Origin of the sequence: Nocardia sp. NPDC047654, from assembly GCF_043205035.1 — a bacterium.
GTDB lineage: Bacteria > Actinomycetota > Actinomycetes > Mycobacteriales > Mycobacteriaceae > Nocardia.
Map to the genome: position 1 here is coordinate 59098 of NZ_JBIDDF010000001.1, position 15013 is coordinate 74110.

At 71.7% G+C, this 15013-nt stretch carries 12 protein-coding genes; 7 read left to right on the top strand and 5 right to left on the bottom strand.

Annotated features, from left to right (window positions below):
- Positions 1 to 5: 5 nt before the first annotated feature.
- The 3 genes from ACGF7Y_RS00280 to ACGF7Y_RS00290 are packed head-to-tail and all read right to left on the bottom strand — an operon-like array spanning position 6 to position 1908.
- Positions 6 to 761, bottom strand: a complete 756-nt coding sequence (locus tag ACGF7Y_RS00280; RefSeq protein ID WP_393227814.1) for a VOC family protein — start codon at positions 759 to 761, stop codon at positions 6 to 8.
- Positions 762 to 815: 54 nt separating this feature from the next.
- Complete coding sequence (locus ACGF7Y_RS00285) at positions 816 to 1127, bottom strand: MGMT family protein (protein WP_040868972.1); 312 nt, start codon at positions 1125 to 1127, stop codon at positions 816 to 818.
- Positions 1128 to 1131: 4 nt separating this feature from the next.
- On the bottom strand, positions 1132 to 1908 hold the full coding sequence (locus tag ACGF7Y_RS00290) for an alpha/beta fold hydrolase (protein ID WP_062975334.1): 777 nt from the start codon (positions 1906 to 1908) through the stop codon (positions 1132 to 1134).
- 72 nt (positions 1909 to 1980) lie between these two features.
- On the opposite strand from ACGF7Y_RS00290, the gene ACGF7Y_RS00295 reads away from it, so the two are divergent.
- Both ACGF7Y_RS00295 and ACGF7Y_RS00300 read left to right on the top strand, forming a co-directional pair.
- Positions 1981 to 5412, top strand: coding sequence for an ATP-dependent helicase (locus tag ACGF7Y_RS00295; RefSeq protein ID WP_393227817.1), 3432 nt, complete (start codon positions 1981 to 1983; stop codon positions 5410 to 5412).
- Positions 5413 to 5455: 43 nt separating this feature from the next.
- On the top strand, positions 5456 to 9961 hold the full coding sequence (locus ACGF7Y_RS00300) for a UvrD-helicase domain-containing protein (protein WP_393227819.1): 4506 nt from the start codon (positions 5456 to 5458) through the stop codon (positions 9959 to 9961).
- Here ACGF7Y_RS00300 and ACGF7Y_RS00305 read toward each other — a convergent pair.
- A complete protein-coding gene (locus ACGF7Y_RS00305; protein WP_040868969.1) occupies positions 9918 to 10331 on the bottom strand; it encodes a membrane protein in 414 nt (137 codons plus the stop codon). The genes ACGF7Y_RS00300 and ACGF7Y_RS00305 overlap by 44 nt on opposite strands.
- Positions 10332 to 10999: 668 nt before the next feature.
- Here ACGF7Y_RS00305 and ACGF7Y_RS00310 point away from each other — a divergent pair.
- Complete coding sequence (locus ACGF7Y_RS00310) at positions 11000 to 12055, top strand: potassium channel family protein (protein WP_393227821.1); 1056 nt, start codon at positions 11000 to 11002, stop codon at positions 12053 to 12055.
- Positions 12056 to 12101: 46 nt separating this feature from the next.
- Entirely contained in the window at positions 12102 to 13007 is a 906-nt protein-coding gene (gene nudC / locus ACGF7Y_RS00315) for an NAD(+) diphosphatase (RefSeq protein WP_393227822.1), read from the top strand.
- A 43-nt stretch (positions 13008 to 13050) separates the two neighbouring features.
- Here nudC and ACGF7Y_RS00320 read toward each other — a convergent pair whose 3' ends face one another.
- Positions 13051 to 13281: a mycoredoxin gene (locus tag ACGF7Y_RS00320; protein ID WP_085994930.1), complete on the bottom strand. Its 231-nt coding sequence runs from the start codon at positions 13279 to 13281 to the stop codon at positions 13051 to 13053.
- 117 nt (positions 13282 to 13398) lie between these two features.
- Between ACGF7Y_RS00320 and ACGF7Y_RS00325 the strand changes: the two genes are divergently transcribed.
- From ACGF7Y_RS00325 to ACGF7Y_RS00335, 3 genes are all read left to right on the top strand, one after another.
- The gene (locus tag ACGF7Y_RS00325; protein ID WP_393227824.1) at positions 13399 to 13821 is read left to right on the top strand and encodes an SRPBCC family protein; all 423 of its coding nucleotides are present in this window, start codon (positions 13399 to 13401) and stop codon (positions 13819 to 13821) included.
- 108 nt (positions 13822 to 13929) lie between these two features.
- Positions 13930 to 14409 (top strand): EVE domain-containing protein, encoded by a 480-nt coding sequence (locus ACGF7Y_RS00330; protein WP_393227825.1) that lies wholly within the window; start codon positions 13930 to 13932, stop codon positions 14407 to 14409.
- A 9-nt stretch (positions 14410 to 14418) separates the two neighbouring features.
- Positions 14419 to 14883 carry a MarR family winged helix-turn-helix transcriptional regulator gene (locus ACGF7Y_RS00335; protein ID WP_393227827.1) on the top strand — a complete coding sequence of 155 codons (465 nt, stop codon included), beginning with the start codon at positions 14419 to 14421 and terminating at the stop codon, positions 14881 to 14883.
- Positions 14884 to 15013 lie beyond the last annotated feature (130 nt).

Consider the following 15013-nt stretch of genomic DNA (forward strand, 5'->3'; position numbering starts at 1 on the left):
TCGGATCAGGCGTTCGACCAGAAGCGAGCCGGGGGCAGCAGCCGGAACTCGTTGAGTTCCGGGTCGGCGAGCACGAGGTCGGTGTCCCGGGCGGCCACCGGGGCGCCCCGGTCGATCGTCGTGGCGCCCGCCGCGTGCAGCCGGGCGACCTCCGCGGCCCGGTCGTCGGCCGGAAACGAGGTGAGATCCAGGCGCAGCCTGGTCCGGCCGGACCCCGCGTCGGGGGTGCGCACGAACTCCAGCCAGGAGCCGAGCCCGGTCGGTGAACGCAGCCCGGTCAGCCGCTCGCCGCGATGCGTGGACGGCCAGCCCGTGGCGGCCGACCAGAACTCGGCGAGGCGCCGCGGGTCGCGCGTGTCGACCACGATCGCCGCGACGGATCCGGTGTCCACGTACTCCTCCCTGGGTTCGAGCACGCAGAACTCGTTGCCCTCCGGGTCGGCGAGCACGGCCCAGGGCACCGCGCCTTGGCCGATGTCGACCGATCGCGCACCCAATGCCAGCGCCCGGTCCACCTGGGTGCGCTGGTGGTCCAGCGAGCGGGTGGCCAGATCGAGATGCAGGCGATTCTTGCCGACCTTGGCCCGCATCGCGGGCAGGAAGGTGAGCGCAAGCTCGCCACCGTCGGCGTCGGGGGCCGCGACGTTCACTTGGTCGGGGCGGTCGAGGGTCACGCTCCAGCCGAGTAGTTCGGCCCAGAAGTCCGCGACCGGACGCGGCCGGTCGGCATCGAAGGCGACGCATGCCAGGCGGGTGGGCATGGATCAACGGTACTGTCCGCCATTCGGGCACGGAGGCATTTCGGAAAGCGGTGCTCAGTCGCGCGGAAGATCTGGCAACGGGAAACGTGCGGCGCGCAGGTCGACGCGCCCGTCGTGGATCGGCACGCCCTCCGCGGCGAGCAGGCGCAGCTGACGGTGGGCCAGGTGCGCGGCGGGCTTGCCGCTCGCCCCGAGCACGCGGTGCCAGGGCAGGTCGGCCGAGTCGGTGCGCATGATCCAGCCCACCGTGCGCGGCGTGGACAGACCGGCGGCCGCCGCGATGTCGCCGTAGGTGGCGACCCGTCCGGGCGGTATCGCCGCCACCAGCGCGCGCACCTGCTCTACCTGGGCGTCGGTGGTCGGCATCGGCTCAGAGCACCGAGCGCACGAGTTCACCGGTCTGTGCGGGATACGCCTGGGCGACCATGTGATCGCAGTTCCATTCGAGCACGGTCAGGCGGGCGCCCATGTGCTCGGTGAGCGCCGCGCGGAACTCCGGGGTGACGAACGGCGGGTGCACCTTCATCGCCTGCACCAGCACGGTGGGCAGATCGGCGGGCGGCAGCACCCAGTGGCGGGCCAGCTGGCCCCAGTAGGAGTTGACGGCGGGCAGGCTCATCCGCCAGCCGAAGCGCCCGTCCGCGGTGGGCATCAGGTGTTCGTCGAGTTCGGCTTCCAGCAACCGCGGCTCGACGTCACCCCAACCGGTGTCCAATTTGTCCTGGCGCGCGTGCTCGACGCTGTCGTAGTCGGCCGAGACCAGGGTGGACAGCGCGATCTCGTTGAGCCATTCCGGTTCCAGTGCGATGGCCGGATCGAGCAGCACCAGCTTGCGCACCAGTTCGGGATGCCGATGCGCCAGGTGCAGCGCGCACGCGCCGCCGAAGGAGTGCGCGACCACCACCACCGGGCCGTCCGCCTCGGCGGTGACCAATCCGACCAGATCCTCGACGATGGTCTCGAAGTTCCACGGCGGCAGCGAGGTCGAGCGACCGTGTCCGCGCAGGTCGGGCGCGAGCACGCGGACATCGGGCAGATGCCGGGTGGCCAGGTCTTCCCAGCGTTTGCCGTGGCCGGTCACGCCGTGCAGGGCCAGCACCACCGGTCCCGTCGTCGGACCGAACCGATGGACATTCAAAACAGACACCGGTCCATTTTGACCTGCGCCGCAGTCGCCCGCACCGGCGGTCGGGCGGAGGCGTGTACCGGCGTGTCGGTCGTGTCTGTTGCAATAGCCCGCGTGGTGCGATCGGATGGCGCGGTGCGACTGGTTCGCCGGACTGTGGTGGCGCCCCGGCCGCGAGACTGGGGCGCCGACGTTCGCGCGCTGCTGGACGCCGCCGCCGAGGCGGGTCCCGCGCGTCCGGGGTGGCGGCCCTGGCAGGTACTCGGCGGACCGGGCACGGGCAAGACCGCCCTGCTGGTCGATCTCGCCGCCGAGCGCATCGCCGCCGGAGCCGATCCCGGATCGGTCCTGGTGCTGACCCATTCGAAACAGGCGGCAGGCGCCGTGCGCGACGCCATCACCACGCGGTTGAGCGGACCCGAACCCGGCGCGGAGGGCGGTGTGCCCGGCGCCACACGAGAACCCTTGGTGCGCACGCTGCACTCGTATGCCTTCTCCGTGCTGCGCAGGCACGCGCTGGCGCATGGCAACCCGCCGCCGCGGCTGCTCACCGGCGCCGAACAGGACGCGGTGGTGCGGGAGATGCTGCGCGGCGATCTGGCCGACATGGCCGACGGCGCGAGCGGATTATGGCCGGAGCGGCTGCGGCCCGCGCTCGCGCTCGGCGGGTTCGCCGAGCAATTGCGCGATCTCATGCTCCGGGCCACCGAACGCGGCCTCGGACCGGAAGACCTGGTGCGGCTCGGCCGCGAGCACGCCAAGCCCGAATGGGTGGCGGCGGGCAGGTTCGCCATCCGCTACGAGCAGACGATGCTGCTGCGCTGGTCGGTCGGCGTCGAGGCGCCGGAGGCGACCGCGCCCGCGCTGGACGCCGCCGAACTGGTCGGCGCGGCGCTCGACGCGCTGGCCGCCGACCCGAATCTGCTTGCCGCCGAACGCGCCAGGATCGGATACCTGCTGGTCGACGACGCGCAGCACCTGGACCCGCAGGCGGCCGTCCTGGTCAGGGCGATCGGACACAGCGCGCGGACCACGGTGATCGCAGGCGATCCCGATCAGGCCGTCTTCACCTTCCGCGGCGCGGACGCGCGATTCGTCGCCGAGCTCGACGTGCCGCCCGAGCGGCGCATCGTGCTGCGCGACAGCCATCGCTGCGGCGGTCAGGTGGAGCTGGCGGTGGCGCGGATCGCCGCACGCCTGCCGGGCAGTGCGCCGCAGCGCATTCCGGTGCCCGAAGGCGCGGGACCGCGGGAGGACGGCACCGAGGTGCGAGTCCGGGTGCTGGCCACCCCCGCGAAGGAGGCCGCGCTCATCGCCGACCACTTGCGCCGGGCGCATCTCACCGGCGGAGTGCCGTGGTCGCGAATGGCGGTGATCGTGCGTTCGGTGCCGCTGTCGCTGGCGCCGCTGCGCCGCGCCCTGCTCGCCGCGGGCGTGCCCGTGCAGCAACCCGCACTGGACACACCGCTGGCGCGCAGGCGCGGCGCGGCCTGGATGCTGCTGTCGCTGCGCGCGATCCTGGCGGGCGAGGCGGTCGAGCGGGGCGCGGAACCGGCATTCGAACCGGAGGACGCCCTCGATTTGCTGTCCGGCCCGCTGGGCGGCGCCGACCAGATCGCCTTGCGCAGGCTGCGGCGGGGCATCCGGCGCGCTGCGCTGGAATACGTGCGCGCCGGGGCGAAAACCCCGGACACGGCCGACGATCCGCCGCCGGACCGCGACACGGACGTCGACCGCCCCTCCGCGCAGGTGCTGCGCGACCTGTTGATCGGGACCGGCGACCCGGCGATCCTGAACCGGCTCACCGAGGTCGAGGCCGCGCCACTGCGCCGGGTCCTGGAGGCGCTGCGCCGGGCACGGAAGGCGCGCGGGCGCGGCGCGAGCCTGGAGGACGTGCTGTGGGCGTTGTGGACCGGTTCCCGGCTGGAACGGCGCTGGGTGGCCCAGTCGGAGCGCGGCGGCGCGGTCGGCATGCAAGCCGATCGCGATCTGGACGCCGCGGTCGGGTTGTTCGACGCGGCCGCCGCCTACGTCGACCGGTTGCCGCGCGCGAGCATCGAAGGGTTCGTCGAATACCTCTCCCAACAGGAGATTCCGCAGGACGCGGCGCCGCGCACGGCACCGGGCGAGGCGGTGGCGCTGCTGAGCGCGCACGCCGCCGCCGGACGGGAATGGGATGTGGTCGCCGTCGCCGCAGTCCAGGAGGGGATCTGGCCCAACCCGCGCGCCCGCGGCACCCTGCTGCACACCGAGGACCTGGTCGATCTCACCGCCGGGGTGTCCGACGCGGGGGAACGGGTGAGCCGCGCGGCGCCGATCCTCGCCGAGGAGCGCAGGCTGCTGCTCGTCGCGTGCAGCCGGGCCCGGCGCTCGCTGCTGGTCACCGCCGTGGAATCGGTCGCGGGCGAACGCGATCTGGTGCCCTCGCGCTTCCTCGCCGAACTGCTCGGACACGACGACGACGGCGAGCCCGGTGCGCTGCCGGTGGTCGATCCCGGACGCGCCCTGGTGATGCACTCCCTGGTCGCCGAATTGCGCGGCGTGGTCTGCGATCCCGAGGCCGATCCGGAGCGTAGGCGCCGCGCCGCGCATCAGCTCGCGCGGCTGGCGGACGCGGGCGTGCGAGGCACCCACCCCGAGGACTGGTACGGCACCGCCGAGCTCAGCTCGCGGCGACCGCTGTGGACGGAGGACGACGGCGCGGTGGCGCTGTCGCCGTCGACCGTCGAATTGCTGCGCACCTGCCCGCTGCGCTGGGCGCTGGAACGCAACGGCGGCACCGACGGAGACAACCCGCACGCCGTCAAGGGCAACCTGGTGCACACGTTGGTGCAGGCGCTCGCGGGCAAAGTGCCCCCGGACCAGGTGCGCGAGGCGCTGGATCGCGCTTGGCAGGCGGTGGATCCGGGGACCGGTTGGCATTCCCGGCAAGAGCTGCGCCGCACCGAGGCGATGCTGGAGACCTTCTCGGCCTGGGTCCGCAACACCCGCGGCGAGCTCACCCAGGCCGGCGTCGAGGTGCCGGTGGATTGCGTGTTGCCCGCGCGCACGGAAGAAGAACGCGCCGTGCGGATCCGGGGCCGCGTCGACCGGCTGGAGCGCGACGCGCAGGGACGATTCGTGATCGTCGACGTGAAGACCGGCAAGTCGCCCGTCACCAAGCAGGCCGCCGTCGATCACGCGCAGCTGGCGACCTATCAGGTGGCGGCCGCCATGGGCGCTCTCGACGCACCGGCGGAACCCGGCTCCGCCGATCAGGACACCGGCGCGGTTCCGTCCGGCGAGCCCGGTGGGGCCCGGCTGGTGTACGTCGCGAAGCCGAGCAAGGCGGAGGGCGCTACCCAGCGCATGCAGCCCCCGTTGGACGCCGAGGCGCTCGAGCACTGGCGAGACACCATTCACCAGGCCGCCGCGTCCACGCAGGGCCCCGGCTACCTCGCCATGCGCAACGACGGATGCCGCCACTGCGCGGTGGCGGGCAGCTGCCCCGTGCAGGACAGCGGGAGGCAGGTGACCGACGAGTGAGCGCGCCCTCGGCCTCGCCGCGGCCGGTCGCCGGGGCGCTGCCGTGACCGGCCGGGTGACGCCGCATCAGCTGGCGCAGGCGCTGGGCCTACCGCCGCCGACCGACGAACAGGCCGCCGTGATCGCCGCGCCGCCGGGCCCGACCCTGGTGGTCGCGGGCGCGGGCGCGGGCAAGACCGAGACCATGGCCGCCCGGGTGGTGTGGATGGTCGCGAACGGGCTCGTCCTGCCCGACGAAGTGCTCGGGCTGACGTTCACCCGCAAAGCCGCCCAGCAGCTGACCGCCCGCATCCGGACCCGGCTGGCCCGGCTGGCCGGCGCGCCGCTGCTGCGCGAACTCGACCCGAGCGGCCGGCTGCGCGCCCAGCTGACCGGCGCGGAACCGGAGATCAGCACCTACCACTCGTACGCGGGCAGGTTGCTCACCGAACACGGCCTGCTGCTTCCGGTGGAACCCTCGGCGGCCCTGCTCACCGAGACCCAGCTCTGGCAGCTCGCCCACCAGGTGGTCCGCACCTGGGACGGCGACCTGGAGACCGAACGCACCCCCGTGTCGGTCACCGAGGCGGTACTCGCGCTGTCCGGACAGCTCGCCGAGCATCTGGTCGAGCCGGAGGAACTGGCCGAGGCGCACACCGAACTGGCGAAGCTGGTGCACACGCTGCCCGCGGGTCCGCGCCAACGGGGCGGGCCGAGCCAAACGCTGCTCAACATCGTGCAGGTACAGCGGGAACGGGTCGCGCTGCTTCCGCTGGTGCAACAGCTGAGCGAGGCGTTGCGCCGCCGCGGCGCACTCGATTTCGGCGCGCAGATGTCCCTGGCGGCGCGCTTGGCCGCCGAGCACCCCGAGGTCGCCGCCGCCGAACGCGCCCGGTTCCGGCTGGTGCTGCTCGACGAATACCAGGACACGGGCCACGCCCAGCGCGTCCTGCTCGCCGCCCTGTTCGGCGGTGCGCCGGAGGGCGCGTCGGACCAGACATCGACACACGGGGACGACGCGCACGACATATCTCGGGAAGCGAATGCGGCTTCCGCCACTGCCGGAAGCCGGGATTCGCCACGCGCAGACGTCCCTGCCGATTCCGAGCGGGTGGTGCAGCTCGGCTCGCATCCGCAGAACGTCGGCGAGCTGCTCTGGGGTGGCTCGGCGATGAGCGATTCGCCGGGGCGAGAAGGGGATGTACGGCGCGAGGGCGCGGGCGAGCCAGGGGAACTGAATCCGCAGTCGCCCAGGGTGGTCGGCGCCGGCGATTCAGCGCGGGGCACGCGGCAGGTCGACACAGGGGGAGAAGGGCAACCGCGGTTCGCCGGAGCGCACGACCCGCATGTCCCAGCGGAGCGGCGCGATCAGCGCTCGCAACCGCACGACGCGCAACGTCTTGCCGTGACCGCTGTGGGCGACCCGATGCAGTCGATCTACGGCTGGCGTGGCGCCTCGGCGGCGAATCTACCCCGGTTCGCCACCGACTTCCCCACTGCGCCGGGCGTTCCCGCCCCCACGCTGGCGTTGCTCACCAGCTGGCGCAATCCGCCGGAGGCACTGGCGCTGGCGAACCTGGTCGCGGAACCGTTGCGGCGCAAGGCGATCGATGGCGGCGGAGTGACGGTCGACGCGTTGCGTGCCAAGCCCGAAGCCGGGCCGGGGGTGGTGGCGCTCGCGTCGACCGACACCGTCGCCGCCGAACGTGAATGGGTGGCCGAGCGGATCGCGGCGGAGTGGGCCGCCCGGCGCGCTGCGCAGCTGCCCCCGCCCACGTCGGCGGTACTGGTGCGACGCAATGCCGACGCCGCGCCGCTCGCGGAAGCGCTTCGCGCGCAAGGACTCCCGGTGGAGATTGTCGGACTGGGCGGATTGCTCGCCACGCCGGAGGTCGCCGACATCGTCGCCACCCTGCGGTTGATCGCCGAACCCGGCTCGGGCAGCGCCGCCATGCGCGTGCTGACCGGTGCGCGCTGGCGCATCGGCGTCGCGGACATCGCCGCGCTCAACCGCCGCGCCAGGGACCTGTCCATCCGGCGTCCCGGTTCGCAGGGCCCGGCCGAGATCGCCGATGGCGCCACGCTGGACGAGGCGTTGCGCGAAGTGGCGCCAGAACCCGCCGAACAGGCCGGGCTGGCCGACGCGATCGCCGACCCCGGCGCGCCGGATCAGTACTCCTCCGCCGGGTTCGCCCGCATCGAGGCACTGGGCCGGGAGTTGGCCGCGTTGCGCGAACGCAGCGGTCAGCCCTTGGCGGAATTGGTCGCCGACGTCGAGCGCACCATCGGTGTCGGGGTGGAGACCCAGACCCGACGAGCCATGGCGGGTACCGGGGCCGGGCGCGAGCATCTGGACGCGTTCGCCGAAGTGGTGGCCGGGTACGCCGCGGACACCGGCGCCTCGCTGGGCGGACTGCTCGCGTTCCTCGCCGCCGCGGAGCAGGTCGAGAACGGTCTGGAGCCGGGCGAGGTCGAGGTCGCCAAGGATCGCGTGCAGGTACTGACCGTGCATGCGGCGAAGGGCCTGGAATGGGAGATCGTCGCGGTCCCGCACGTGGTGGAGGGCGTGTTCCCGTCCAAAGTCGGTTCCGGTACGTGGCTGGGCGCGCTGGCGGAACTGCCGACGTCGCTTCGGGGTGACCGTCAGCAGGACGACGCGGCAGAGGGCGTGCCCGTACTCGATCTCACCGACCTGTACGACCGCGCGGACCTCGACCGCGCGATCAAAGCGCACAAGGAGGCGCTGGAACGCCGCCGGATCGATGAGGAACGCCGCCTGTTCTACGTCGCGCTCACCAGAACCGAACGCGTCCTGCTGGTTTCGGCCCATCACTGGGCGGAGACCGGCAGCTCCCCGAAAGGCCCCTCGGACTTCCTGCTGGAACTGAAACGGGCGCACGAGGACCCGCGAAGCCCGGCCCACGACGTCTTGACGATCGACCGCTGGGACGACCCGCCCGCCGCCGACGCCGTCAACCCCTTCACCGACAACCCGGCGACCGCCGAGTGGCCACGAGACCCGCTCAGCACCCGCCGCGACCCCATCGAACAGGGCGCCGCGCTGGTCCGCGCCGCACTGGCCGAGCTGCGTGCCCGCCCCGCCGATGCCGGGCGCCACGGCCCGGACGCGTCTGGCGCTGCCCCGGACCGCAGCGCCGGTTCGGGGCGTGCCGATCCAGATGCGGATCCTGTCGGTGTCGAGCGCCATGCCCCCCCGAACCGCGACTCTGAATTCGGCGATGTCGACTCGCGTGCCCATCATGCCGATGCCGATGCCGATGCCGATGCCGATGCCGATGCCGATGCCGATGCCGATGCCGGGCACCGCGGCCTGAACGTCCCGAGGGCCGTCCCGGATGGTGGCGCGGGCCCCGGTCGCGCCGACTCACGTGCCCGTCCCGCCGATGCTGGGCAAGGTGCCCCGGATTCGTCCGAGACCTCGCCGGGCGGTGCCGTAGCTTCCGGTCGTGCCGATGCCGCCCAGGCCGGGCGCAGCGACCCGGACGCACCGGACATCGTCTCCGACCGCAGCGCCGGACCCGACCGTGTCGAGACGGCGCCCCCGCCGCCGGACGAGCCGGATCTCACGTTCGAACCGGACTACTATCCGCCCGACGACGAGTACCCGCCGGACGAGTTCGCGGATGACTTCGAAGTCATCGCAACCGAATACGCCGACCCCTACGCGGACATCGAACCCTATTTCGGCACGGTGCCGGACCCGGTGGAGGAGTACCTGTCCGCAGGCGAACCGGCATTCGCCGCGACCGGTTTCGCTCCGCCCCCGCCGGAGGATCGGTTCCGGCCCGAGCACACCCAGCCGGCGCCGGACCCCGGCGATCCCGAAGGCTGGGCCGCCGACGTCGACGCCCTGCTGGCCGAACACCGGGCCGCCGCGGTTGCCGCCGAGGAGGTCGAGCTACCCGGTCAGATCGCGGCGACCGCCCTGGTCGAGCTGCGCGCCGACCCGGCGAGACTCGCCGCCCGCCTGCGTCGCCCGTTGCCCTACCCGCCGAATCCGCTGGCCCGCCGCGGTACCGCCTTCCACGCCTGGGTGCAGCGGTGGTTCGGCTCCACTCGCCTGCTCGGTCTGGACGAACTGCCCGGCGCGGCCGACAGCGGCGCGGCCGACGCGGGCCTGGACGCGGAGCTGACCGCGATGCAGGAGGCGTTCCTGAACTCGCGGTGGGCCGATCGCAGCCCGATCGAGGTGGAGATTCCATTCGAGACGTCGATCGCGGGCACCGTGGTCCGCGGCCGGATGGACGCGGTGTTCGCCGAACCGGGCGGCCGCTGGACCGTGGTCGACTGGAAGACCGGCGCCGAGCCCAGCGCCGCCGAGGAACCGGCGGTCGCCATGCAGCTGGCCGTCTATCGCCTGGCGTGGGCACGGCTGATGGCCGCGCGGGAGGGACGGCCCGAGCACGAGATGCTGGACCGGATCGGCGCCGCGTTCCATTACGTGCGTACCGGTCGCACCATCGCGCCGGTGAACCTGGCCGGTCCGGAGGAACTGGCCGAGTTGATCAGGAACGCCGCGCCCGCCGGCTCACCGCCAGCGCCTGAGTGATGAGCGGAACCTGCAATGGCAGCCGCAGCGCCGAGCCGATCTTGACCAGCCGCGGTGCCTTCTCGCTGGCCAGCATGTCCGCGGTGAACTGCACGTTGGCCGGGAGCACCGCGATGAACAGCAGCGCGGCGAGGCGTCCGCCGAAGCTGCGGGTACGCGGGATCGCGAGCGCGGCCGCGACGCCGATCTCGGCCACGCCGGAAGCGTAGGTGTAGTCGCGGGCGCGTCCGGGCAGGAATCGCGGCACGATCGAATCGAAAGGCTTCGGCCGGACGAAATGCAACACCCCCGCGCCGAACAGCAGGGCGGCCAGCGCCAGCGCGGGCCGCCGCCCGCCGTCGGACACGGATGTCAGCGTGTTTTCAGCCATGAGGAACCTTTACATCCAGGCTGCTTCGCGTCGAGCCAGGGTCGCCCCGCCGCGGACTCGAGGTTTCCCCAGGCCGCCGTGGGTGAGGTGGCGCTGCGGCGCGAATATTCGAGCACCTACGCCGCCGCGCCCCAACAGCCGGCTGGGCGGCTTCGGCGCGGGCGGAGACGAGAAGGACACCGCACCTCCGCCGGGCAGGTCTTCGCGAGTCCGGGCGAGACCGTGAAAGCGGACGCGAGCCGAAGGGTCGACGAACCACAGCGCTGCTCCCGGCCGAATCAACGCAGCTCCACTCGCGCTCCGATGGGCATCGCTCCCGCGGTGAACGACGAGCGCCGGTGGACCCGACGGCATCACCGCCGGCAAGCCACCCTGGATCGCCAAGCCCCCGGATCACAACCGTTGTCCCCAGCGCGCCTCGACTCCCGGTTTCGAGCGAAGCGAGACCGAGCATGCGCCCGTTCGCGGCCCGGCTCGCGTTCGCGCGGCCGTCGCGTCCGCGACGAAGGGGCAAGCGGCGGTCGCGCGAACGCGAGCCATAAAGGGGCCGCGAACACCCAGCGCCGCAGGCGCTGGAGAAACAAACACAGTAGGCTCCCCTGCTGTGCCGGAGGGACGAGGAATACCGGGGATGACCGACGCTGGCGACGAGATGACGGGTGTGCCCGGTGTTCGGTGAGCGAGCGCGCGGACTGGAATTGGCCAGCCGCCCGGATTTCGCCTTGGTCGGCGTGTTGCGCATCCCGGAAGTGCAGACCAGTCCGTGGATTTCGCTGACCAGGCGGGTGCTGTTCGCGACCGCGCTGCTGTTCCTGGCCGCGCTGGTGGTGTACATCGGACGCGACGGCTACCACGACAACTCGGCCAACGAACTGTCGTTCCTGGACGCGTTCTACTACGCGACGGTGTCGCTGTCGACCACCGGATACGGCGACATCCACCCGGTGACGCCCGAGGCGCGGCTGGCGAACATCATCATCATCACGCCGCTGCGCATCCTGTTCCTGATCGTCCTGGTCGGAACCACACTCAGCGTGCTGACCGAACGTTCCCGGCAGGCTTTCAAGATTCAGCGATGGAGGCACACCGTGCGCAATCACACCGTGGTCGTCGGATACGGCACCAAGGGGAGGACCGCGATCGACGCCATGCTCGGTGACGGGGTGCAGCCCGCCGACATCGTCGTGGTCGACACCGACGTGATCGCTTTGGAGGCGGCCGCGAACGCCGGGCTGGTCACCGTGCACGGCTCGGCCACCCAGTCCGATGTGCTGCGGCTGGCCGGTGCGCAGAACGCCGAGTCGGTAGTGGTCGCCACCAATCGGGACGACACCGCCGTGCTGGTCACCCTGACCGCCCGGGAGCTGAACAAGGCAGCCAAGATCGTGGTGTCGATCCGGGAGGCGGAGAACACCCATCTGGTGCGGCAGTCCGGCGCGAACTCGGTGGTGGTGTCCTCGGAGACCGCGGGCCGGTTGCTCGGCATCGCGACGACCACCCCGACGGTCGTGGAGATGATGGAAGATCTGCTCACTCCGGAGGAGGGCTTCGCCGTCGCCGAGCGGGAGGTGGAGTCGTCCGAGATCGGCGGTTCGCCACGGCATCTCAGCGATATCGTCCTCGGAGTGGTGCGCAACGGGGTGCTGTACCGGGTCGGTGAGCCGGAAGTGGACGCGGTCGAGGCGGGCGACAAACTCCTTTACATCCGCCGGGCGGGCAAGTGACCCCGGCGCGGGCCGGGTGGTAGCTCGGGCGCGATAGTCTCGAACCGTGCCGGCATTTCAGCTCAATGGTGTTCCCTTGCTCTCCCGTACCGTCATCGATCGGGCCGAGCAGATCCGAGGTGATGCCCAGGCTCTGAAGGAGGGCTGGGCCACCGCCAAGCTGCTGCGGGTCAACCGTCGCGGGCAGGTGCGCTTCGAGGGGAACGTTCTGGTTCTCGACGCGGCCCTGGAGTTGTCCGCCGAACCCAGTCCGGCCGCGGTGTTCCTCGGCGTCGAAGACGGCATCCATCTGTGGGCCGTGCGCGATCCGGAACTGGAGGGCACGCTGACCGATCTGCGCGCGCTGGCCGGGGGCACCGTCGACGACCGCACCGCCGAGCTGCTGTCCACCGCGATCGCGCTGCTGAACTGGCACGACAAAGCCGGGTTCCACGGCGCGGACGGCACGGTGACCATTTCGTCGAAGGCCGGATGGTCGCGCGTCACCGAGAGCGGTTACGAGGAGTTCCCGCGGATCGATCCGGCGGTGATCTGCCTGATTCACGACGGCGGCGACCGGGTGCTGCTGGCGCGCCAGAGCAGCTGGCCGAAATCGCTGTTCTCGCTGCTGGCGGGGTTCGTCGAGGCGGGTGAGTCGCTGGAACGCTGCGTGGAGCGCGAGATGCGCGAGGAAGTCGGTCTCGACGTGCGCGAGATCAGCTACCTGGGCAGCCAGCCGTGGCCGTTTCCGCGCTCGCTGATGCTCGGCTTCGCCGCGGTCGCCGATCCCGCGCAGCCGCTGGTCTTCTCCGATGGCGAGATCGCCGAGGCCGACTGGTTCACCCGCGCGCAGGTGCGGGAAGCTCTGGCGGTGGGCGACTGGTCGAAGCGGGACGAGGGCGCCGAGCTGCTGCTGCCCGGCTCGATCTCGATCGCGCGCACCATCGTCGAATCCTGGGCCGCGATCGACTGACGCACCCGCACGCGGGCCGATGCGACCCGCGCGCGGCGGCGGATCAGGACAGACCGGCGAGGACTTGCTTGACGGCGGCCAGCGACGGGTTCGTCGCGGTGGAGCCGTCGGCGAACTTCACGGTGGGCACCACGTGGTTGCCCCCGTTCACGCTGCCGACGAACTCGGCCGACGCAGGATCTTGCTCGATGTCGATCTCGACGTAGGTGATGCCCGCCTCCTCCAGCTGCTTCTTGAGCCTGCGGCAGTAGCCGCACCAGGTGGTCGAGTACATCGTCAGAGTGGGGTTCGCGTCAGTCACGGACACTGCAACGCCGGACGGCTGCCCGCTGTTCCAACTCGAACATCTTCTCGCCTTGCGCCGTATTTAGTATGCGCGAATACTAAGTGGATGACCCTCATCGCCACCGCGCACGCCCGCTCGAGTGCCCCGCCCGCCGCCTTCTTCGCCCGCTGGGCCGACATGGCGACCTGGCCGGAATGGAACACCGACACCGAGTGGGCTCGGCTGGACGGACCGTTCGCCGAGGGCTCGACCGGGACGTTGCGACCGAAAGGCGGTCCGAAGGTCCGGTTCGTGATCGAGCGCCTGACCGACCGCGAGTTCGTCGATGTGTCGAAGTTGCCCGGTGCGCGGCTCACCTTCGCCCATGAAGTCGCCGCCGTCGACGGCCGCACCACGATCACGGTGACGGTCTCGATCGACGGGCCGCTGCGGCTGCTGTGGACGAAGATCCTCGGCGCCGGGCTGGCGAGATCCGTGCAGCCCGACTTGGACGCGCTGGTCGCCGTCGCGGAGGGGATCGCGGCGTGAGCGGCCGCAACCCCCGGCGGACGCCCGCCGCACCGGTGGATCTGTCGTGGTGAGCGAGCGTCGGCCCAAGCGCCCACCGAGATCCACACGCACGGAAGGAGCACCGACATGAGTGCCCAGTCATCGAGTAGTGGCGTCGCCCGCGGGATGGTCACCGGGTCACCTACCAGATACTGGCTGGCGGTCGTGTCCCGGGAACACGTCCGGCGCGGTGTCGACATCGGCATAGCGCAGGCCAACCACGGCAAGCGCACGGCGGTGGAACGCATGCGGCCGGGCGACGGGCTGATCTACTACTCGCCGCGCGAGGGCATGCGCGCCGGAGCGCCGGTGCGTTCGTTCACCGCGATCGGAACCATCGACGACCGTCCGGCCTGGCAGGCCGACCCCCAGGACGGCGGCTGCTTCCAGCCGTGGCGCCGTTCGGTCAGCTACCGAGCCGGGGCGCGGGAAACCCCGATCGAGGAGTTGCGTGCCGATCTGGAATTCACCAGCGTGCCGAACTGGGGGATGGTCCTGCGCCGCGGCCTGATAGAACTCAGCCCGCACGACTACGCGCTGATCGCGCGGGCGATGACCGAGGAGTGAGGGAGGCCGATGCGCGAGGCGGAGGACGGGAGGCTGCGCTCCAGATTCCACACGGCCGAGGAAAGCCCCGGCCTGCTGCTGTGGCAGGTGACCAATCGCTGGCAGGCGGCGCAGCGGGCGGCACTCGCTCCGTTCGATCTGACCCATGTGCAGTTCGTGCTGCTCGCCTCGCTGACCTACCTCGCCGCCGGTCGCGACGACCCGGTGCGACAGCGTGACCTGGCCGAATACGCCGCCACCGACCCCATGATGACCTCCCAGGTGGTGCGCACGCTGGCGCAGAAGGGCCTGCTGGAACGCCGCGACCACCCGAGCGACCGCCGGGCGAAGGCCCTGGTCGCCACCGAAGCCGGGGTGGCACTGGTCAACCGGGCCATCGTCGCGGTCGAGGCGTGCGACCAGGAGTACTTCGCCCCGCTCGGCGCATCGGGCGGCGCTTTTCTCCGGTCCTTACAGCTACTGCGCGACCGCTGATCGGGTTGGAGGCTGTCACCTGCTCGGCGCCCGCCTGCGAGTCGGAGCGGGAGCCGTGGCGGTTGTCCGTGATGACGTCGGTGCAGGGCTCGGGTCGACGCCCCCACGGTGGGTGTCGGTGGGCGCTGTC

What these genes read in the sequence shown, in the direction of transcription:
- ACGF7Y_RS00280 (WP_393227814.1), bottom strand. Translation starts at nt 761, where the DNA reads ATGCCCACCCGCCTGGCATGCGTCGCCTTCGATGCCGACCGGCCGCGT.
- ACGF7Y_RS00285 (WP_040868972.1), bottom strand. Translation starts at nt 1,127, where the DNA reads ATGCCGACCACCGACGCCCAGGTAGAGCAGGTGCGCGCGCTGGTGGCG.
- ACGF7Y_RS00305 (WP_040868969.1), bottom strand. Translation starts at nt 10,331, where the DNA reads ATGGCTGAAAACACGCTGACATCCGTGTCCGACGGCGGGCGGCGGCCC.
- ACGF7Y_RS00320 (WP_085994930.1), bottom strand. Translation starts at nt 13,281, where the DNA reads ATGTACTCGACCACCTGGTGCGGCTACTGCCGCAGGCTCAAGAAGCAG.
- ACGF7Y_RS00325 (WP_393227824.1), top strand. Translation starts at nt 13,399, where the DNA reads ATGACCCTCATCGCCACCGCGCACGCCCGCTCGAGTGCCCCGCCCGCC.
- ACGF7Y_RS00330 (WP_393227825.1), top strand. Translation starts at nt 13,930, where the DNA reads ATGAGTGCCCAGTCATCGAGTAGTGGCGTCGCCCGCGGGATGGTCACC.
- ACGF7Y_RS00335 (WP_393227827.1), top strand. Translation starts at nt 14,419, where the DNA reads ATGCGCGAGGCGGAGGACGGGAGGCTGCGCTCCAGATTCCACACGGCC.